Genomic DNA, 16,263 nt, shown 5'->3' with positions numbered 1-16,263 from the left:
GCTTACAACACTCCCATGGCCGCCATTATAGGGACGAAGCGGCGCCCCGCAAATGATGCCTCGCAGAGATCAGATCGGCGACAATGGAGATGGCAATTTCTGCTGGAGTCTTGCTGGGAATATCGACGCCGATGGGCGCTCGCAGTCTTCCCAGTGCAGCCTCATCGAGCCCCAGAGAGGCCAGTCGTTCCCGCCGTGCTTCCGAGGTTTTCCGGGAGCCCATGGCGCCAATGTAAAAAGCATTGGAATGAAGGGCCGCCAGCAAGCCCATATCGTCTATGCGAGGATCATGGGCCAGCGCCAGGATGCCTGACCAGGCGTCGCCAAACTCTCTGGAAATCAGATCATCGGGCAGGCGGCGATCCATAGGAATCTGATCGTAGCTCCAGCCTGAGGCAAACGTTTCCCTGGGCTCGCAAAGGGTTACAGCAAATTCCGCCGCCGTCGCAAATTCCGCAACGTAACGGGCAACCTCGCCAGCGCCAATCAACAACAGCCGGCACTCAGGCTGCAGTACGTGCACAAGCTTCTCGCCGTCAAAGCTAACAGCCTTACCAGCCCTGACCGCAGCGCGTTCCAGAGCCACAATACCTTTCAGGGGGACGCGGCGGACCACCGGCTCACGATCGCGCAAGGCGCCCGCAAGCGCGTTAACATGATCAAGGCCTGACTGCCCCTGAAAGGGCTCCACAAGAAGCCGGATCCTGCCGCCGCAAGGCAGTTGGAAATGATCCCGGTCATCATCCGTAATGCCGTAATCAACAAAGACGGGATGATCTGGCCCGTCTTCGGCCGTGCGCCGCAACAGGTCCTCCTCCAGACAACCCCCGGAAACCGAGCCGCTCCAGTGGCCGGATTCCGCAATCGCCAGCCAGGAACCAACCGGACGCGGTGAGGACCCCCAGGTCTCGACGATGGTGCACAACCACACCCTCTGCCCCGCCTGCAGCCACTCAGACATCCTGGCAATAACCATCTGACGCCCCGTGGCGACCGAATGAGCGACGCTTGACTCAGACATCGGCTTTCAACGGCAGGCTTCGCTGGCGTTTACCATTCAGTGCGAACAGCGCATTACCCAGGGCCGGAATGACTGGCGGCACGCCCGGCTCACCAACACCGGTCGGCGCCTCGTCGCTATCAACAATATCCACCACCACCTCGGGTCGCTCGTACTGTCTCATCAACGGATAATCGTGGAAGTTGCTCTGCTGGACTTCACCGTTCTGCAGGGTAATTTCCCCGTAGAGCGCTGCCGTCAGGCCGAACAGAATGCCACCCTCGATCTGGTCCTCCACGATACGTGGATTCACGACCTGGCCGCAGTCCACCGAACAGGTGACCTTGTAGACCCGAACAATGCCATTCTCGATTCCGGCCTCCACCACCTGCGCCACATAGGTGCCAAAACTACGGAACAATGCAAGGCCCCGGGCCCGGCCTTCAGGCACAGTGGACTGCCAATTGGCAAGGCGGGCAACCCGATCAAGCACCTCCAGGTGCCGTGGCTCATGGGAAATCAGCCGACGACGAAACTGGTATGCATCTTCTCCGGCCTCGTGGGCCAGTTCGTCCATGAAGGTCTCAACCGCAAAGCCGTTGTGGGAATAGCCCACGGACCGCCACCAGCTAATGGGAATGCCGGGGTCGGTGTGGGTATGGCGAATATCAATATTGGCCACCCGGTAGGGGTACTCAATAGCCCCCTCGATCGCGGAGATATCTTTGGGAGTGGCAATGCCCTCGGCCATCAGGCCGACGGAGCCAAGAGTGTCGTACATGAACTTCGGCGCCCAGGGATACTGGGCAGGCGCCGCGTTGCGAACATACCAGTCCAGGATCTGCGGTCCAACGATCTGGTGATGCCAGCCCGTCAGCTCGCCACCAGACAGACTGGCTTTCATGCGGTGGAGCATCGCCGGACGATAGAGGTCATGGCGGGTGTCTTCTTCCCGGGACCAGATAACTTTAACCGGCCGCCCGATGCGATAGGCCACGGCCGCCGCTTCCTCTATGTAGTCCTGGGTCAGCCGACGGCCAAAGCCGCCGCCGAGAAAGGTGGTATTGATGGTGACATCGTCGGGCCCGAGATCGGTTACCCTGGCCGCCGCGATCCGTCCAAGGTCCGGCGCCTGGGTGGGCGCCCACACGTCCATCCGGTTTTCGCGATACCAGGCCGTGGCGTTCATGGGCTCTAAAGTAGCATGGGCGAGGTAGGGCTGGGCGTACTCGGCTTCCACTACTCGGTCACCCTCCTCCACAGCGCTGGCAAAACTGCCTTCACTGCGCTCGGACTCCCCGGGGTCCTCATCAGCGGCAGAGCGATAGGAATCAAACACATCCTTCGTGGACAAAGACACGGCATCCGAGAAATCCCAGTCTATCCGGAGCGCGTCCTGAGCTTTCCGGGCCCGCCAGTACTTGTCGGCAACGACGGCAACGCCGCGCTCGATCTCGAAAACGTCGAGCACACCCGCCATTGCCCGGACCTGATCGCCGTTAAAGCCCAGTAGCCTGCCTCCGCGCCTGGGCGACCTGGTCACCACCCCATAAACCATGTCCGGAAGTTCCACATCAATCCCATAGACCGCGGTTCCCGTCGACTTGGCCCGGGCATCCAGCTTGCCCCTTTCCCTGCCGATGTACTTCCATTCGCTTCGTGGTTTCAGGGCAATGTCACCCCGAACCACTTCTTTGGCAGCCAGCTCGACCAACCGGCCATAGGCCATGGAATCGATACCGTTCGGGTGCACCACCCGCCCTTCACTGGCCCGGCAATCGCTAGCTTCAACATTCCAGACCCGAGCCCCAGCCATAACCAGCATCTGCCGGGCTTCAGCCCCCGCCATTCGCAAGGGCTCCCAACTGGTTGCAACACTGGTACTGCCACCGGTGAGCTGGAGTTTGTACAAAGGGTTTCGATACTCGGGAGCCACCGGGGCGAAGCGGGGTTTAATCCGCTCTGGCTGGATTTCCAGCTCCTCGGCAATAAGCGTCGTCAACCCGGTGTAGGTGCCCTGACCCATTTCTACCCGGGCCAGGGTGAAGAAAACTTCATCATCAGTGGTCAATTCGAGCCAGGCATCGGGCCGCCATTCACCGGTATCCGGCTCGTAGCCGGTCTGGATTCCGGCACAGCCCGGCAATGTCAGTGAAACCATCAGACTGCCGGAGGCACCGGCACTGACCTTGAGGAAATTCCGTCGGTTCATCGCCATGTTACGCGCCCCCTTTCTGAGAGCCGCCTGAAGACTCAGAGCCCGCGACGGATTCTACGGCCGCAATAATCCGCGAGTAGGTCCCGCATCGGCAGAGGTTGCCCGTCATGGCCGCGACGATTTCGTCCCGTGAGGGGGAGGAGTTGTTCGCCAGCAAGTGAGCTGCACTCATAATCTGGCCGGACTGGCAGTAACCGCACTGGGGAACACCGTGTTCTATCCAGGCCTCCTGAAGGGCATGAAGCCGATCTCCATCAGTCAGCCCTTCGATCGTGACGACCTCGCCGCCGGCGGCCATTTCAACGGGCGTGGAACAGGAGCGTACAGGCTGCCCGTTCAGGTGCACCGTGCACGCGCCGCAAAGGCCGGCACCGCAACCGAATTTAGTGCCCTTGAGCCCCAGCTCATCACGCAATACCCACAAAAGCGGCGTATCGCCCTCAATGTTCAGCGACCGCTCGTCGCCGTTAACTGTCAGGCTCACGGCCATCCCAACTCTCTCCTTTGTATTTCCGGTCCTGTTGCCCGGTTTTATTGTTGTGCCCCGGCCTGCGGCAGATGCTCAGGGTTTATTTGACGATTTCCTCGCCATCCTTGTTAACCCAGATCTTGCGTTCACCGGACTCCATCTTGCCGTTGGAGTTCCAGACTTCGCGATCCGTAGTGGCTTCTTCAACTTTACCGTTGTCGTTCCAGATCACTCGATCCTTGCAACCCGCCAGCGCCAGCACGGCCAATACAGCTACTGCAACTTTTTTCACGACGATAACCTCCGCTCAGCCGCCATGGCGGCTCTGATTTAAGGGTGTCTGGGATCGGAGCCGCTAACGGCTTCCGTGGAGTTCACGATTATGCTGCTTGTCCCGGTCACTTTTTCGCACCATGACATAAACCGCACCCGTACCACCATGGTGTTTTTGGGCCGAATGAAACGCCAGGACATCGTCCAGCTCCGGTAGCCACTTGGCGAGGTAGCTCTTGAGTTGGGCAATTCCATCGGGATTGCGCTCCCCCTTGCCATGCAGAATGATGACCGAACGCAATCCGTAGCGGACACAATCGCCAATAAACCTGAAAACTTCACGCCGGGACTGCTCAACGGTCATCCGGTGCAGATCGAGGCGCGCCTCGATCGGATACTGCCCGAGCCTGAGCTTGCGGAACACGCCGTGCTGAACGCCCGGCCGCTGCCAGCTCAATACATCGTGAGCCGTGAGCGGTTCCACCATGTCGGATGTCAACGGGTTGGTATCCCGCAACGGTTTCTCCACGGCCGCCCTCTGACGTTCCAGATGGCCGGGCGTCAGTTCGCGGGGCGTTGTCACCTCCGCCCGGTTGGGCTTACGGATACGCCGGACGTCTTTCATTTCCTCGAGGAAGCTGAGGCGCTCTTCTTTGGTTGTCATGGCATTACAGTTAATAACCAGTTTCAGATACTGACTTTACCACCCGGGTCAGTGGCCTTAAAGAAAACTGATCTATGTCAGGCTTCCTGCGACCAAAATCGTAAGGCGACGAACGCTTTGGCTACACTACACTTCAGACGGACAATAATAACCAGCGAGTGACGACGGACATGGCCTCAGCGAACCCGGAAAATGATCGCCCCCAGAACATCCGAGCAATAATGACGTTTCTGCGGGAACATGCGCCCTTTTCCAGCATGGATGATGCGCATCTGGCGCATTTCGCCGAGAATGCCTCCATTCAGTTTTACGCCGATGGCGACGTTGTCCTCTCTCCGGACCATGACGTCGTAAAACGATTCTACGTAGTCAAACAAGGGCGGATTCGTGGCGAGCGCCACAACGATAAGGAAGACCGCACCGAAACGACCTTCGAAATCAGCCAGGGTGAGTGTTTTCCTCTGGCCGCCATGATCGGCGAGCGGCCAACCAGAACCCTGCACCGGGCATCGGGCGATACCTTCTGCCTCAGTATCGGGCAGGCGGCCTTCGTTACCCTGTTTTCTGAAAGTGAACCCTTTAGGGATTTCTGCCTGCGAGGCGTCAGTAGCCTGCTTGATCAGGTGAACCGGCGCATCCAGTCGAGCGCCATGGCTTCGATGGGTTCCAGTACCTCCCTGGACACCCCGCTGGAACGTTATGCATTGCGAAATCCCATTGTGTGCTCGCCGGACCTTCCAGTGCGCAAGGCCGTGGCGCGTATGCACGAGAACAATGTCGGCAGCATTATCATTACCGATGAAAACCGCATCCCGACCGGCATTTTCACACTGCGGGACCTTCGGACCATGATCGCCGAGGGCACCGGCCCGCTGGACACACCCATCCAACAGGTCATGACCAAGGATCCCTGCTGCCTGCCCTCCCATGCGGATGCATTCGAGGCTGCCATGCTGATGGCGGAGCACCATTTTGCCCATTTGTGTGTCATCGACGACGACCACAAGCTGATTGGCGTAGTTTCGGAACGGGACCTGTTCTCCCTGCAGCGGGTGGATCTGGTTAACCTTGCTCGCACCATCGGCACCGCCACCCACCTTCGTACCCTGGTGAGCCTGCGAGCGGACGTCTCCCGCCTGGTAGATGCCATGCTTGCCCACGGCGCTGACTCCGGGCAAGTGGTCAAGATCATCACGACACTCAACGATGTGACTGTCCGCCGGGTCCTGGAACTCAACATCAAGAAAAACGACCCCGGCATTCCCTTTACCTGGCTGACGTTCGGCAGCGAGGGTCGACAGGAGCAGACTCTGTTGACGGACCAGGACAATGGCATCCTGTTCCAGACGCCCGAAGGCATGACCGAAGAACAGGTCCGGGAAAAACTACTTCCCTTTGCCCGGAAGGTTAACGACGAACTGGCCGAGTGCGGTTTCACCCTGTGCAAAGGCAACATCATGGCCAGCAATCCGAAACTGTGCCTGAGCGACAGGGAATGGGATGACTGGTTTATCCGCTTTATTGACGCATCCACGCCCCAGAACCTGGTTTACTCCTCAATTTTCCTGGATATGAGAGCCATCTATGGGCCGACAGAGCCTCTGGATGCGCTTCTGGATAAGGTTCTTGCACGGATCCGGAAAAACGCGCTGTTCCAGAAAATGCTTGCGGGCAACGCCTTCCAGCGCAAGCCACCGCTGACCATGTTCCGCAACTTCCGCTACCTGTCGGATGAAGGCAAAAAGCATTCACTGGATCTTAAACGCCAGGGCCTGGCGCCGTTTGTTGAAGCTGTTCGGGTCTTTGCCCTGGCGAATGGCGTTGAGACGGCAAACACCCTGGAACGAATGGATGAACTGGCCAAAAAAGGCATCTTCGACCCGAAAGATGCCAACGCCTGGAAAGAAGCCTATAGCCTGATCCAGGCGATCCGGATGCGGGCGCACCAGGAAATGCTGGCAAAGGACCAGGAGCTGACCAACTATATTGATCCCGACGATCTGAACCCGCTCGACCGCCGGATCCTGCGGGAATCCTTCAGGCAGGCTCAGCGGTTGCAGCAGAAGCTCGAAGTGACCTACCAACTCTGACCTTCAGGCGCGAGACATGCTGGAACAAATCAAACAATGGATTGAGCATCGGCGGGGCGGGAAGATCGGCAGCCACGATCCTGGCAATCTGCCCCACGCGAAAACACCGGGAGAACAGCTCCTCACGGATTGCCGTCTGATTGTGCTCGATCTGGAAACCACGGGGCTGAATGCCGCCAAGGATGAAGTCATTGCTATCGGAGCGGTTGCTATCAGGGGCGGCATCATCCACCTCGGCGACCAGTTCGACCTGATTCTGAGGCGGCCAGAGCTCGACATCAGGGAAACGGTGCTTATTCACGGAATCGGGCCGGAAGCACTGACCCAGGGGCACGAAATCGAGGACGCCCTGCTTTACCTTCTAGAGTGGATGAATGGCGACCCGATTCTGGCCTACCACTCGGCGTTCGACCAGAAATTCCTGGAGAAGACATTGAAGGCTCAGCTGGGATACACCCAGCCCCACACCTGGATGGATGTCGCGGACTTGATGCCTGCGTTTTTTCCCAACACGAAAACCGGGGGCAAGGGGCTCGACAATTGGGCGGATTATTTCGGCCTTGAAGTCAGCGAACGACACCACGCTGCCTCGGACGCTCTTGCCACCGCCGAGCTCACCCTGATAGCCCTGAATAAGGCCCGCACCGAGGGCGTAAAAACCCTGAAGGGATTGCACGACAAGCTTCATTACCATCGGCGTCTGCAAAACATGCATCGTTACTGAATGGATGCTGGCCCAGACGTCTCGAAAATAGACGGACGTCACGCCAAATTACTGAGAATTAGACCTTTTGCCAATATCTATAAATCGCTTGACCAGTAAAGTCAGTAGGGACAACTAGTCGGAGAAGTACTTATATGAATAATAAATTCTCTAACCGAAGTGCCTCACCAAAAACCCACCCAACCTCCACAACAACAACACAGGAGTGATCCTATGTCAGGTCATAGCTACGACGCTGAAGCCTACTGGAAGGCGAATCTACGCCTGATATTCGGGAGCCTGATCGTCTGGGCCCTGGTATCTTACGGCTTTGCAATTCTGCTCCGTCCAATGCTCGCGGGCATTCCGATTGGTGGTACCGATCTGGGCTTCTGGTTCGCCCAGCAAGGTTCCATCCTCACGTTCATCGCTCTGATCTTCCACTACGCGTGGCGCATGAACAAGATCGATGAAAAATTCGGCGTGCACGAGGAGTAAGAACGAATGAGTCAATTTGCCATTAACATCATGTTTGTAGGGGGCTCCTTCCTCCTCTACATCGCAATTGCTATCTGGGCCAAGGCCGGAAGCACGAGTGACTTCTACGTTGCCGGTGGCGGTGTTCACCCGATCACCAACGGCGCGGCAATCGGCGCCGACTGGATGTCCGCGGCATCGTTTATCTCCATGGCAGGTCTGATCGCTGCCGGTGGCTACGCCAACTCCACCTTCCTCATGGGCTGGACTGGCGGTTACGTTCTGCTGGCGATGCTGCTGGCTCCGTACCTGCGGAAGTTCGGCAAGTTCACGGTGCCCGAGTTCATCGGTGACCGTTTCTACAGCAAGAATGCCCGCCTGGTGGCGGTTATCTGTCTGATCGTAGCGTCTGTAACCTACGTTATCGGCCAGATGGCTGGTGCCGGTGTTGCCTTCTCCCGCTTCCTCGAAGTGGACTCAACAGTGGGTCTGATGATCGCGGCAGTGGTGGTATTCGTCTATGCGGTAATGGGCGGCATGAAGGGCATCACCTATACCCAGGTGGCCCAGTACTGCGTACTGATCATTGCCTACACCATTCCTGCGGTGTTCATCTCCCTGCAACTGACTGGCAATCCGCTTCCCCCGCTGGGTCTGTTCTCGACTCACGTGGATTCCGGCATGCCGATCCTCGACAAGCTGAACCAGGTTATCACTGATCTCGGCTTCAACGAGTACACCGCCGATATCGACAACAAGCTGAACATGGTTCTGTTCACCCTGTCGCTGATGATCGGTACTGCAGGTCTGCCCCACGTTATCATCCGCTTCTTCACCGTACCGAAGGTGGCTGACGCGCGCTGGTCTGCCGGCTGGGCCCTGGTATTCATCGCCCTGCTGTACCTGACTGCACCGGCTGTTGCTTCCATGGCTCGTCTGAACCTGATGACCACCATCTATCCGGACGGCACCGCAGCGGAGCCAATCCAGTACGACGAGCGTCCAAACTGGATCAAGGAATGGGAAATCACGGGTCTTATCCAGTTCACCGACAAGAACGAAGATGGTCGTATCCAGCTTTACAACGACAGCGAAGCCTTCGCGCCTACGGCTGAAGCCCGCGGCTGGAACGGCAACGAGCTCGTCGTTAACCGGGATATCCTGGTACTGGCCAACCCGGAAATCGCCAACCTGCCCGGCTGGGTCATCGGTCTGATCGCAGCAGGTGGTCTGGCAGCAGCACTGTCCACAGCGGCCGGTCTGTTGCTCGCGATTTCCTCGGCGGTCAGTCACGACCTGATCAAAGGTTCCATTAACCCGGCGATCACGGAGAAAGGCGAGCTGTTGGCGGCGCGGATATCCATGGCGGTCGCAATCGTTGTTGCCACCTACCTTGGGGCCAACCCTCCAGGCTTTGCGGCGCAGGTGGTTGCACTTGCATTCGGCATCGCGGCAGCTTCCCTGTTCCCGGCGCTGATGATGGGTATCTTCTCCAAGCGCGTGAACAACAAAGGCGCCATCGCCGGCATGCTGACCGGTCTGGCCTTCACCCTGGTATACATCTTTGTTTACAAGGGCTGGTTGTTCATTCCGGGCACTAACAACCTGGCAGACACTCCAGAAAACTGGGTGCTGGGCATCTCCCCGCTGTCTATCGGTGCGGTTGGTGCAATCGTCAACTTTGCGGTAGCCTTCGTTGTATCCAACGCAACTGAAGAACCGCCCGTTGAGATTCAGGAACTGGTTGAAAGCGTCCGTTACCCACGTGGTGCCGGTCAGGCTCAAGACCACTAAGCAACATCTCAGCCTGCTTCGTTCGATGAACTGACAGGTTGATACTGAACGGGCTTCCTCAATGAGGGAGCCCGTTCTTTTTTGAGGAAGTCATTTTATGTTCTGGACATTTGTCGCCACTGTATTTTGCGGCCTCGGCACTGCCGGTATCGCTCTTGGTATCCGTGCTGCCACCCGAAACAAAGCCCCGAAGTGGATTATCCCGGTGTTTGCCGGCGCGGGCATGCTCGGCTATCTGATTTATATGGAATACACCTGGTTCGATCAGAAAGAGGCCCGTCTGCCCGCAGAAGCCGTCATTGTGAATACCGAAACCGATGGCATCCTCTGGCGCCCCTGGACCTTCGTTTTTCCCTATGTCACTGCATTCTCGACAGTCGATACCAAAAGCATCAGTCGTGACACAAACAGCGAAGATATTGTTCGGTTTACCCTGTACCGCTTCGAGCAGAAAATGACCGATGCCGTGTCCCACCGCATTCACATCATTAACTGTGCTACCCGGGAACTGGTACCACTGGGTTCTGACGGAAGCCCTCGAGTGGACAACCTGAAGCTGCTTGAACCCGGAGACACCCTGTATAAGACCGTTTGCGCAGAGTGATACCTCGTTAGCGTGATGCTTCAACCTGCTGATACCGTCGGGAACGTACAACAATGATTAGTGCCTGGCTGCTGGTCCTCATTTCCATCACCTACATCTCGATCCTGTTTGTGATCGCCTGGGCCGGCGACAAGCACCCCGGCCTGTATCGCAAACGCCTGGCACGCACCCACATATACGCACTGTCTCTGGCAGTCTACTTCACCTCCTGGACCTTCTATGGCGCCGTTGGCCGCGCCACCCAGGAGGGGCTCGGTTTTCTGCCCATCTACCTGGGCCCGCTGCTGGTGTTTGTTTTCGGCGCGCCCTTGCTACGCCGTATCATCTATATCAGCAAGCGCAATAACAGTACGTCCATTGCCGATTTCGTCGCCTCCCGTTACGGCAAATCCCAGCTACTGGCGGCAATGATTGCGACATTCGCCCTGATCGGCAGCGTCCCCTACATAGCCTTGCAGCTTAAAGCCATTGCCATGGGCTTCAACGTGCTTTCGGAAACGGGCACCGGCTATGAGGAACTGAGCACTGCGGCCTGGAACGATTCCGCCTGGTACATCACTCTTGCCCTGGCAGTATTTACCGTCCTGTTCGGAACCCGCCATCTGGAGTCCACCGAGCATCACCGGGGCATGATCCAGGCCGTGGCCTTCGAGTCACTGATCAAACTCGTGGCCTTCGTCGCCGTCGGACTGTTCGTTGGCTATGGCCTCTACGGCGGATTCGGAGACCTGTTTGAGCGGGCGAAAGACGCAGATCTGATTGGCACCCTGACCACCGACGGCATTGAAGCGCCAGCGTTTATAACCCAGACGCTCATTGCCATGCTCGCCATCATCTGCCTGCCCCGGCAGTTTCATGTCATGGTGGTCGAAAATACCGACCATCGGGATTTCGAGATTGCACGCTGGGCCATGCCCATCTACCTGATCGTAGCCAGCGCATTTGTACTCCCGATTGCCGCGGCCGGACTGTTGTCGCCCGAGGCCTCAGCCGGCAACCCTGACGTTCTGATACTGCAGCTGCCGATCATGGCCGGCGAGGAATGGCTGGCGATACTCGCGTTCCTCGGTGGCGGCTCGGCCGCAGCCGCCATGGTTATCGTATGCTCAGTGGCCATCGCCACCATGGTCAGTAACGAAATCATCATGCCGGCGTTGCTGAAATTTTTCCGTCCGGGCATGAACCGACGCACGGATCTCAGTTACCTGTTGTTGAGTATCCGGCGTGTCGCCATCTTCGTGGTGTTGCTCACAGCCTATGGTTTTTACCGGATGGCTGGTGAAGATTACAGCCTGACAGCCTTCGGCCTGCTCTCGTTTGCGGCGGCAGCACAATTTGGACCTGCGCTGGTGGGCGGTATTATCTGGCGCCGGGGTAATTACATGGGCGCCGTCTGGGGCCTGGGCCTCGGCTTCCTGATGTGGTGCTACACCCTGCTACTGCCGGCGCTCGCCACCACGGGCTGGGTCAACGACACTCTTGTTCAGCAGGGAATCCTGGGGTTGAACTGGACTCGGCCCACTGCACTGTTCGGGTCCGAGCTGGACCAGACAAGCCACGGCATTATCTGGAGTTTGGGGATCAACACGGTCGTGTACATCGTGCTCTCAATGCTCACTCGCCAGCGTGTCCGCGAAAAAATCCAGATTGCTTCTTTCTTTCACGATCCACAACCCAAGGCCGAAACGGCCCAACACCAGAGCTGGCAGGGTGAGATACTGACGTCTGACCTGCAGGCTCTTACGGACCGGTTCATGGGTGAAGAGCGCTCGGAAACCATTTTCCGGAATTACGAGCGCCGCAATGCCATTCGACTGCACCCACACCGCCCGGCGTCCGCCCATCTGATGAAATACATCGAGCGCCAGTTGGCTTCGGTGATTGGCGCCTCTACGGCCAGAGTGGTCCTGGAATCCACCCTCACCGGCCGGGACATGCAGATCGAGGACGTTGTCAGCATTGTCGATGAAGCCTCCCAGGCCATGACTTTCAGCCGTGAGCTGCTGCAGTCGGCCATTGAGAACATTAGCCTGGGCGTGTCAGTGGTGAACCATCAGCAACAACTGGTGGTCTGGAACCATCGTTACCTGGAGCTGTTTACCTATCCGAAAGGCTTCGTCAGGGTCGGACGCCCAGTCGAAGATCTGATGCGTTACAACCTGACCAACGCCAACCTCTCTGCCCGCAGGATTGATGAAATCGTGGCTGACCGCTGCACCAGCATGCGCGAGGGTCGGCCAATGTCCTATGAGCGCCAGAGGCCCGATGGAACCGTTTTGCGTATTGATGGCAGTCCGATCCCCGGGGGTGGCTATGTCACGACCTTCCAGGATATTACCGCCATGCGTCGAACCGAGCAGGCCCTGAAGGAAACGAACATTTACCTGGAACAGCGGGTAAAGGAACGTACCCAGGAGCTCCAGGTCATCAATGAGCAGATGCTGAAAGCCAAATCGGTGGCCGAGCAGGCGAACCAGAGCAAGACGCGCTTCCTGGCTTCGGCCAGCCACGACCTGCTCCAGCCCCTGAACGCAGCCAGACTGTTTACCTCCGCCCTCGCCGGGAAAGCAGATGACGGTGAGATGAAAGATCTGGTAGACCACATCGACAGTTCCCTGGGGGCCGCCGAAGAAATCATCAGCACCCTGCTGGATATTTCCAAGCTGGATGCAGGTGCCCTGGAGCCAAACATCGGGGTCTTCCCCGTCAACGACATCATGCGCCATCTGGCAACCGATTTTTCCGCCATCGCCAAGGACCAGAACCTGGAGCTGCACGTTGTACCCAGCACGGTATGGATCCGATCGGATGCCAAACTCCTGCGTCGCGTGGTCCAGAATTTCCTTTCCAATGCCATACGCTACACACCAGAAGGCAAGATCCTCCTGGGATGCCGTCGCCTCAAAGGCTATATCCGGATAGAGGTCTGGGACACCGGTCCTGGCATACCCGAGGATCAACTGACCCATATCTTCGAGGAGTTCCGTCGGTTTCAGCATGGCCGGGACAAAAAAGGCCTGGGCCTCGGTCTTGCGATCGTCGATCGCATCAGCGGTATGCTGAACCACCCGGTCAGCGTCCATTCTGTCCAGGGTCGCGGTAGCGTCTTTGGGATAACGGTACCAACAGCCGCGCCCGAGCAGAACGAAGCCGCCACTGCCAAGCCCGCTACGGGCTCCCGGAGAGTATCAAACCTCGGGGGACTGCATTTCCTGTGTATCGATAACGACCCGGCCATACTGCAGGGAATGGTGGCGCTACTGGGCAATTGGAAGTGTGATGTGACCGCGGCCGAAAGTCTGGAAGATGCCATGGCAAAACTGGAAGGGGAAAGCCCGGATATTATACTTGCCGATTATCAACTGGACGAAAACAAGAATGGCCTCGACGCCATGGACAGCATTCGTGGTGCGTTGAACGCGGACATCCCTGGAATACTCATCACCGGCTATATGGCGCCTGAAGTGCGGGAAGATGCCATAGACCGGGGTTACCAGATTCTTTACAAACCGGTGAAACCTGCTGCACTGAGGGCACTGGTTAACAAGCTACTCAAACAGAAGCGCTCATGACCGATTCCAAAGCTGACTTCAACCCGTTCGGCAAGCTCACCTATCTGGTTATTGATGACTTCGAGAATTTCCGGTTGTCCATGCGCCAGATGCTTCGCAGCTGCGGTGCCGACAAAATTGAGCTGGTAGCCCATGCCAATCAGGCGATTCAGTACTGTACCTACAATCACGTAGATGTCGTGTTGTGTGACTTTAATCTTGGCGAAGGCAAGAACGGCCAGCACATACTGGAGGAGCTTCGGCATAAAAAACTTCTCAAGCGCTCGTCTCTCTTCCTGATGGTGACTGCCGAAACGTCCAAGGAAATGGTCATGGGAGCGAGGGAATATCAACCCGACGCTTACCTAACCAAACCGATCAATCGGGCCGTACTGGAAAAGCGTCTGGGCGCCCTGATCAGCCAGCGCAACATCCTCCTGCCCATTAACCGGGAAATCGACCGGGAGAACTACCCGGAGGCTATTTCACTATGCCTCCAGGCACTTCCGCGGCAGCCTCGTTACAAGACCTGGCTTATGAAAACCCTGGGCGACCTGTATTTCCAGCTGGGCGACCTGGCTCACGCACTCAAGATCTACGATGACGTCCTGGCACAACGTGAGCTTTCCTGGGCAAAGCTCGGGCGGTGCAAGGTTCTGCTTGCCAAACGAAGTCTCGACGAGGCGGTAGACGGCCTCAGAGACCTTCTGACAAAGCATCCGGACTACATGGAGGCGTATGACCTGCTCGCAGAGGGGCTGGAACGACAGGGGCGTCCTACACAGGCACAGCAAGTGCTCGAAAAAGCCGCCGAGCATTCCCCCAATGCGCTGCTTCGGCAGAAGCATCTTGCCGAACTGGCAGGTTCAAACCAGGACATGGTCACGGCCTCAGATGCATGGCGTCGAACCGTTGAGCTGGGGACCTACTCGATACATGACAAATCCGAACACTACCTTGCACTGGGCCAGACACTCTCGGACCTGAGTGAAGGCGACCTCGACGAGGATGGTGCGGAAAAGGCCAAAGAAGCGCTGGCGGTACTCAAAAAAATGGAAAAGCGATTCGATGGCGAGGAAGGTATCGGTCTACGCAGCCGCATCGTACAGTGCCGGATTTACGCAGGCCAGGGACAGGATCGACAGGCTGCGAAGATTCTCGAGAGTATCAGGCCGGAGCTCCAGGATACCACTGTACTGGATGCCAGAACGGGGCTTGATTACGCCAAAACCCTGTTTCGCCTGGGGCATGAATCCGATGCGAAACAGTTGCTGGCCGAGATGTCCGAACGCTTCAGCAACGATCCTGAAACTCTCCAGAAGATTGAAAGCCTTCTGGATGAACCCGTGGGATTCCGCCAGAAGATCAAGGCCAGAGCCCTGAACCGGGATGGCATCAAAGCCTTCGAATCCGGAAACCTGCAAGAAGCAGCAGAAACGTTTTCAAAGGCTCTGGAGATCGTGCCTGATCACGCAGCCCTGAACCTTAACCTGGTTCAGGTATTGATGAAGGAACACGACAATAACCCGACCAGCACTGAGCTCCTCAAGCGCTGTCAGTCCTGCCTTGATCGGTTATCAGGACTACCCGAGCAACATCGCCAACATAGGCGTTATATCGCCTTAAAACGCAAGCTGAAGGGACTGATGGAATGAACGACCAGAATATCGATTTTTCAATGGTACTCGCCTCAGCCGTTCACGATATGAAGAACTCGCTAGGCATGCTCCTGAACTCCCTGGACGAACTTCGCACCGAACACGAGGAAAACCTGGGGGAATCTGCACGTTTCAATACTCTTCAGTACGAAGCCGAAAGGATGCACAACGATCTGGTGCAACTTCTCGGCATCTACCGCCTTGGCGAGAACAACCTCTCCGCGCACATAGAGGAACACTTTGTGCCGGATTTCCTGACCGAACACCTGGCACGACACACTCCTCTGCTTCAGGGCCTCGGCATTGATGTTTCGATAGAGGCTGAAGACATAAACGGCTTTTTCGACGAGGACCTTCTGACCGGCGTGTTAAATAACACCATTAACAACGCGATTCGCTACACGCGAAGCAAAATCCTGCTTACTGCTGGTGAAAGAGATGGATATCTGGTGATTGGTGTTGAAGACGACGGGAAAGGCTATCCAGAGAGTATGCAACATACCGGCACCCTGAACTTCAAATCGCTTGATTTCAAAAGTGGCAGCACCAGCCTTGGGCTGTTTTTCGCCTCCTCCGTCGCCAAACTGCACAGTGAGGGAGAGAGAAGTGGGTCTATAAAGCTCCACAACGGTGGAAGCCTGGGTGGTGGGGTGTTTGAGATTTGGTTGCCTTGATTTTGCTTTGTCGGGATCTTTTCCCATACCGCAGGCAGCGCGTTGCGCTGCAACGATGACCCGGGCCACCCCGAGACGGGGTGGCCGT

General features: G+C 57.2%; 13 protein-coding genes. 8 read left to right on the top strand and 5 right to left on the bottom strand.

Annotation, left to right across the window (positions count from 1 at the left end; all coding sequences use genetic code 11):
- Positions 1 to 25: 25 nt before the first annotated feature.
- From SIC15_RS07625 to smrA, 5 genes are all read right to left on the bottom strand, one after another.
- Complete coding sequence (locus tag SIC15_RS07625; protein ID WP_412537375.1) at positions 26 to 1,021, bottom strand: XdhC family protein; 996 nt, start codon at positions 1,019 to 1,021, stop codon at positions 26 to 28.
- Positions 1,014 to 3,218, bottom strand: coding sequence for a molybdopterin cofactor-binding domain-containing protein (locus SIC15_RS07620; protein ID WP_412537374.1), 2,205 nt, complete (start codon positions 3,216 to 3,218; stop codon positions 1,014 to 1,016). Before SIC15_RS07620 ends, SIC15_RS07625 begins: the two co-directional genes overlap by 8 nt.
- Before the next feature lies 1 nt (position 3,219).
- The gene (locus SIC15_RS07615) at positions 3,220 to 3,708 is read right to left on the bottom strand and encodes a (2Fe-2S)-binding protein (protein ID WP_412537373.1); all 489 of its coding nucleotides are present in this window, start codon (positions 3,706 to 3,708) and stop codon (positions 3,220 to 3,222) included.
- A 79-nt stretch (positions 3,709 to 3,787) separates the two neighbouring features.
- A complete protein-coding gene (locus SIC15_RS07610; RefSeq protein WP_136629583.1) occupies positions 3,788 to 3,979 on the bottom strand; it encodes a hypothetical protein in 192 nt (63 codons plus the stop codon).
- Positions 3,980 to 4,042: 63 nt separating this feature from the next.
- Positions 4,043 to 4,624, bottom strand: a complete 582-nt coding sequence (smrA, locus tag SIC15_RS07605) for a DNA endonuclease SmrA (RefSeq protein WP_412537372.1) — start codon at positions 4,622 to 4,624, stop codon at positions 4,043 to 4,045.
- Positions 4,625 to 4,794: 170 nt separating this feature from the next.
- Here smrA and SIC15_RS07600 point away from each other — a divergent pair, with 170 nt between their 5' ends.
- The 8 genes from SIC15_RS07600 to SIC15_RS07565 all read left to right on the top strand — a co-directional run bounded on the left by SIC15_RS07600 (position 4,795) and on the right by SIC15_RS07565 (position 16,175).
- The gene (locus SIC15_RS07600; protein WP_412537371.1) at positions 4,795 to 6,714 is read left to right on the top strand and encodes a putative nucleotidyltransferase substrate binding domain-containing protein; all 1,920 of its coding nucleotides are present in this window, start codon (positions 4,795 to 4,797) and stop codon (positions 6,712 to 6,714) included.
- Positions 6,715 to 6,730: 16 nt separating this feature from the next.
- Positions 6,731 to 7,438: a PolC-type DNA polymerase III gene (locus SIC15_RS07595; RefSeq protein WP_069184507.1), complete on the top strand. Its 708-nt coding sequence runs from the start codon at positions 6,731 to 6,733 to the stop codon at positions 7,436 to 7,438.
- Positions 7,439 to 7,651: 213 nt separating this feature from the next.
- On the top strand, positions 7,652 to 7,915 hold the full coding sequence (locus SIC15_RS07590) for a DUF4212 domain-containing protein (protein ID WP_069184506.1): 264 nt from the start codon (positions 7,652 to 7,654) through the stop codon (positions 7,913 to 7,915).
- 6 nt (positions 7,916 to 7,921) lie between these two features.
- Positions 7,922 to 9,688 carry a sodium:solute symporter family protein gene (locus SIC15_RS07585; RefSeq protein ID WP_222464207.1) on the top strand — a complete coding sequence of 589 codons (1,767 nt, stop codon included), beginning with the start codon at positions 7,922 to 7,924 and terminating at the stop codon, positions 9,686 to 9,688.
- A 97-nt stretch (positions 9,689 to 9,785) separates the two neighbouring features.
- A complete protein-coding gene (locus SIC15_RS07580) occupies positions 9,786 to 10,292 on the top strand; it encodes a hypothetical protein (RefSeq protein WP_069184504.1) in 507 nt (168 codons plus the stop codon).
- 53 nt (positions 10,293 to 10,345) lie between these two features.
- A complete protein-coding gene (locus SIC15_RS07575) occupies positions 10,346 to 13,864 on the top strand; it encodes a NahK/ErcS family hybrid sensor histidine kinase/response regulator (protein WP_412537370.1) in 3,519 nt (1,172 codons plus the stop codon).
- Positions 13,861 to 15,498, top strand: a complete 1,638-nt coding sequence (locus SIC15_RS07570) for a tetratricopeptide repeat protein (protein WP_412537369.1) — start codon at positions 13,861 to 13,863, stop codon at positions 15,496 to 15,498. The genes SIC15_RS07575 and SIC15_RS07570 overlap by 4 nt, the downstream gene beginning before the upstream one ends.
- On the top strand, positions 15,495 to 16,175 hold the full coding sequence (locus SIC15_RS07565) for a sensor histidine kinase (protein ID WP_412537368.1): 681 nt from the start codon (positions 15,495 to 15,497) through the stop codon (positions 16,173 to 16,175). The genes SIC15_RS07570 and SIC15_RS07565 overlap by 4 nt, the downstream gene beginning before the upstream one ends.
- Positions 16,176 to 16,263 lie beyond the last annotated feature (88 nt).

It is taken from the genome of Marinobacter sp. MIT932201 (assembly GCF_047123295.1).
Taxonomy (GTDB): Bacteria; Pseudomonadota; Gammaproteobacteria; order Pseudomonadales; family Oleiphilaceae; genus Marinobacter; species Marinobacter salsuginis.
Note: the sequence above shows the minus strand (reverse complement) of the source record. Positions and strands in the feature narration are given on the sequence as shown.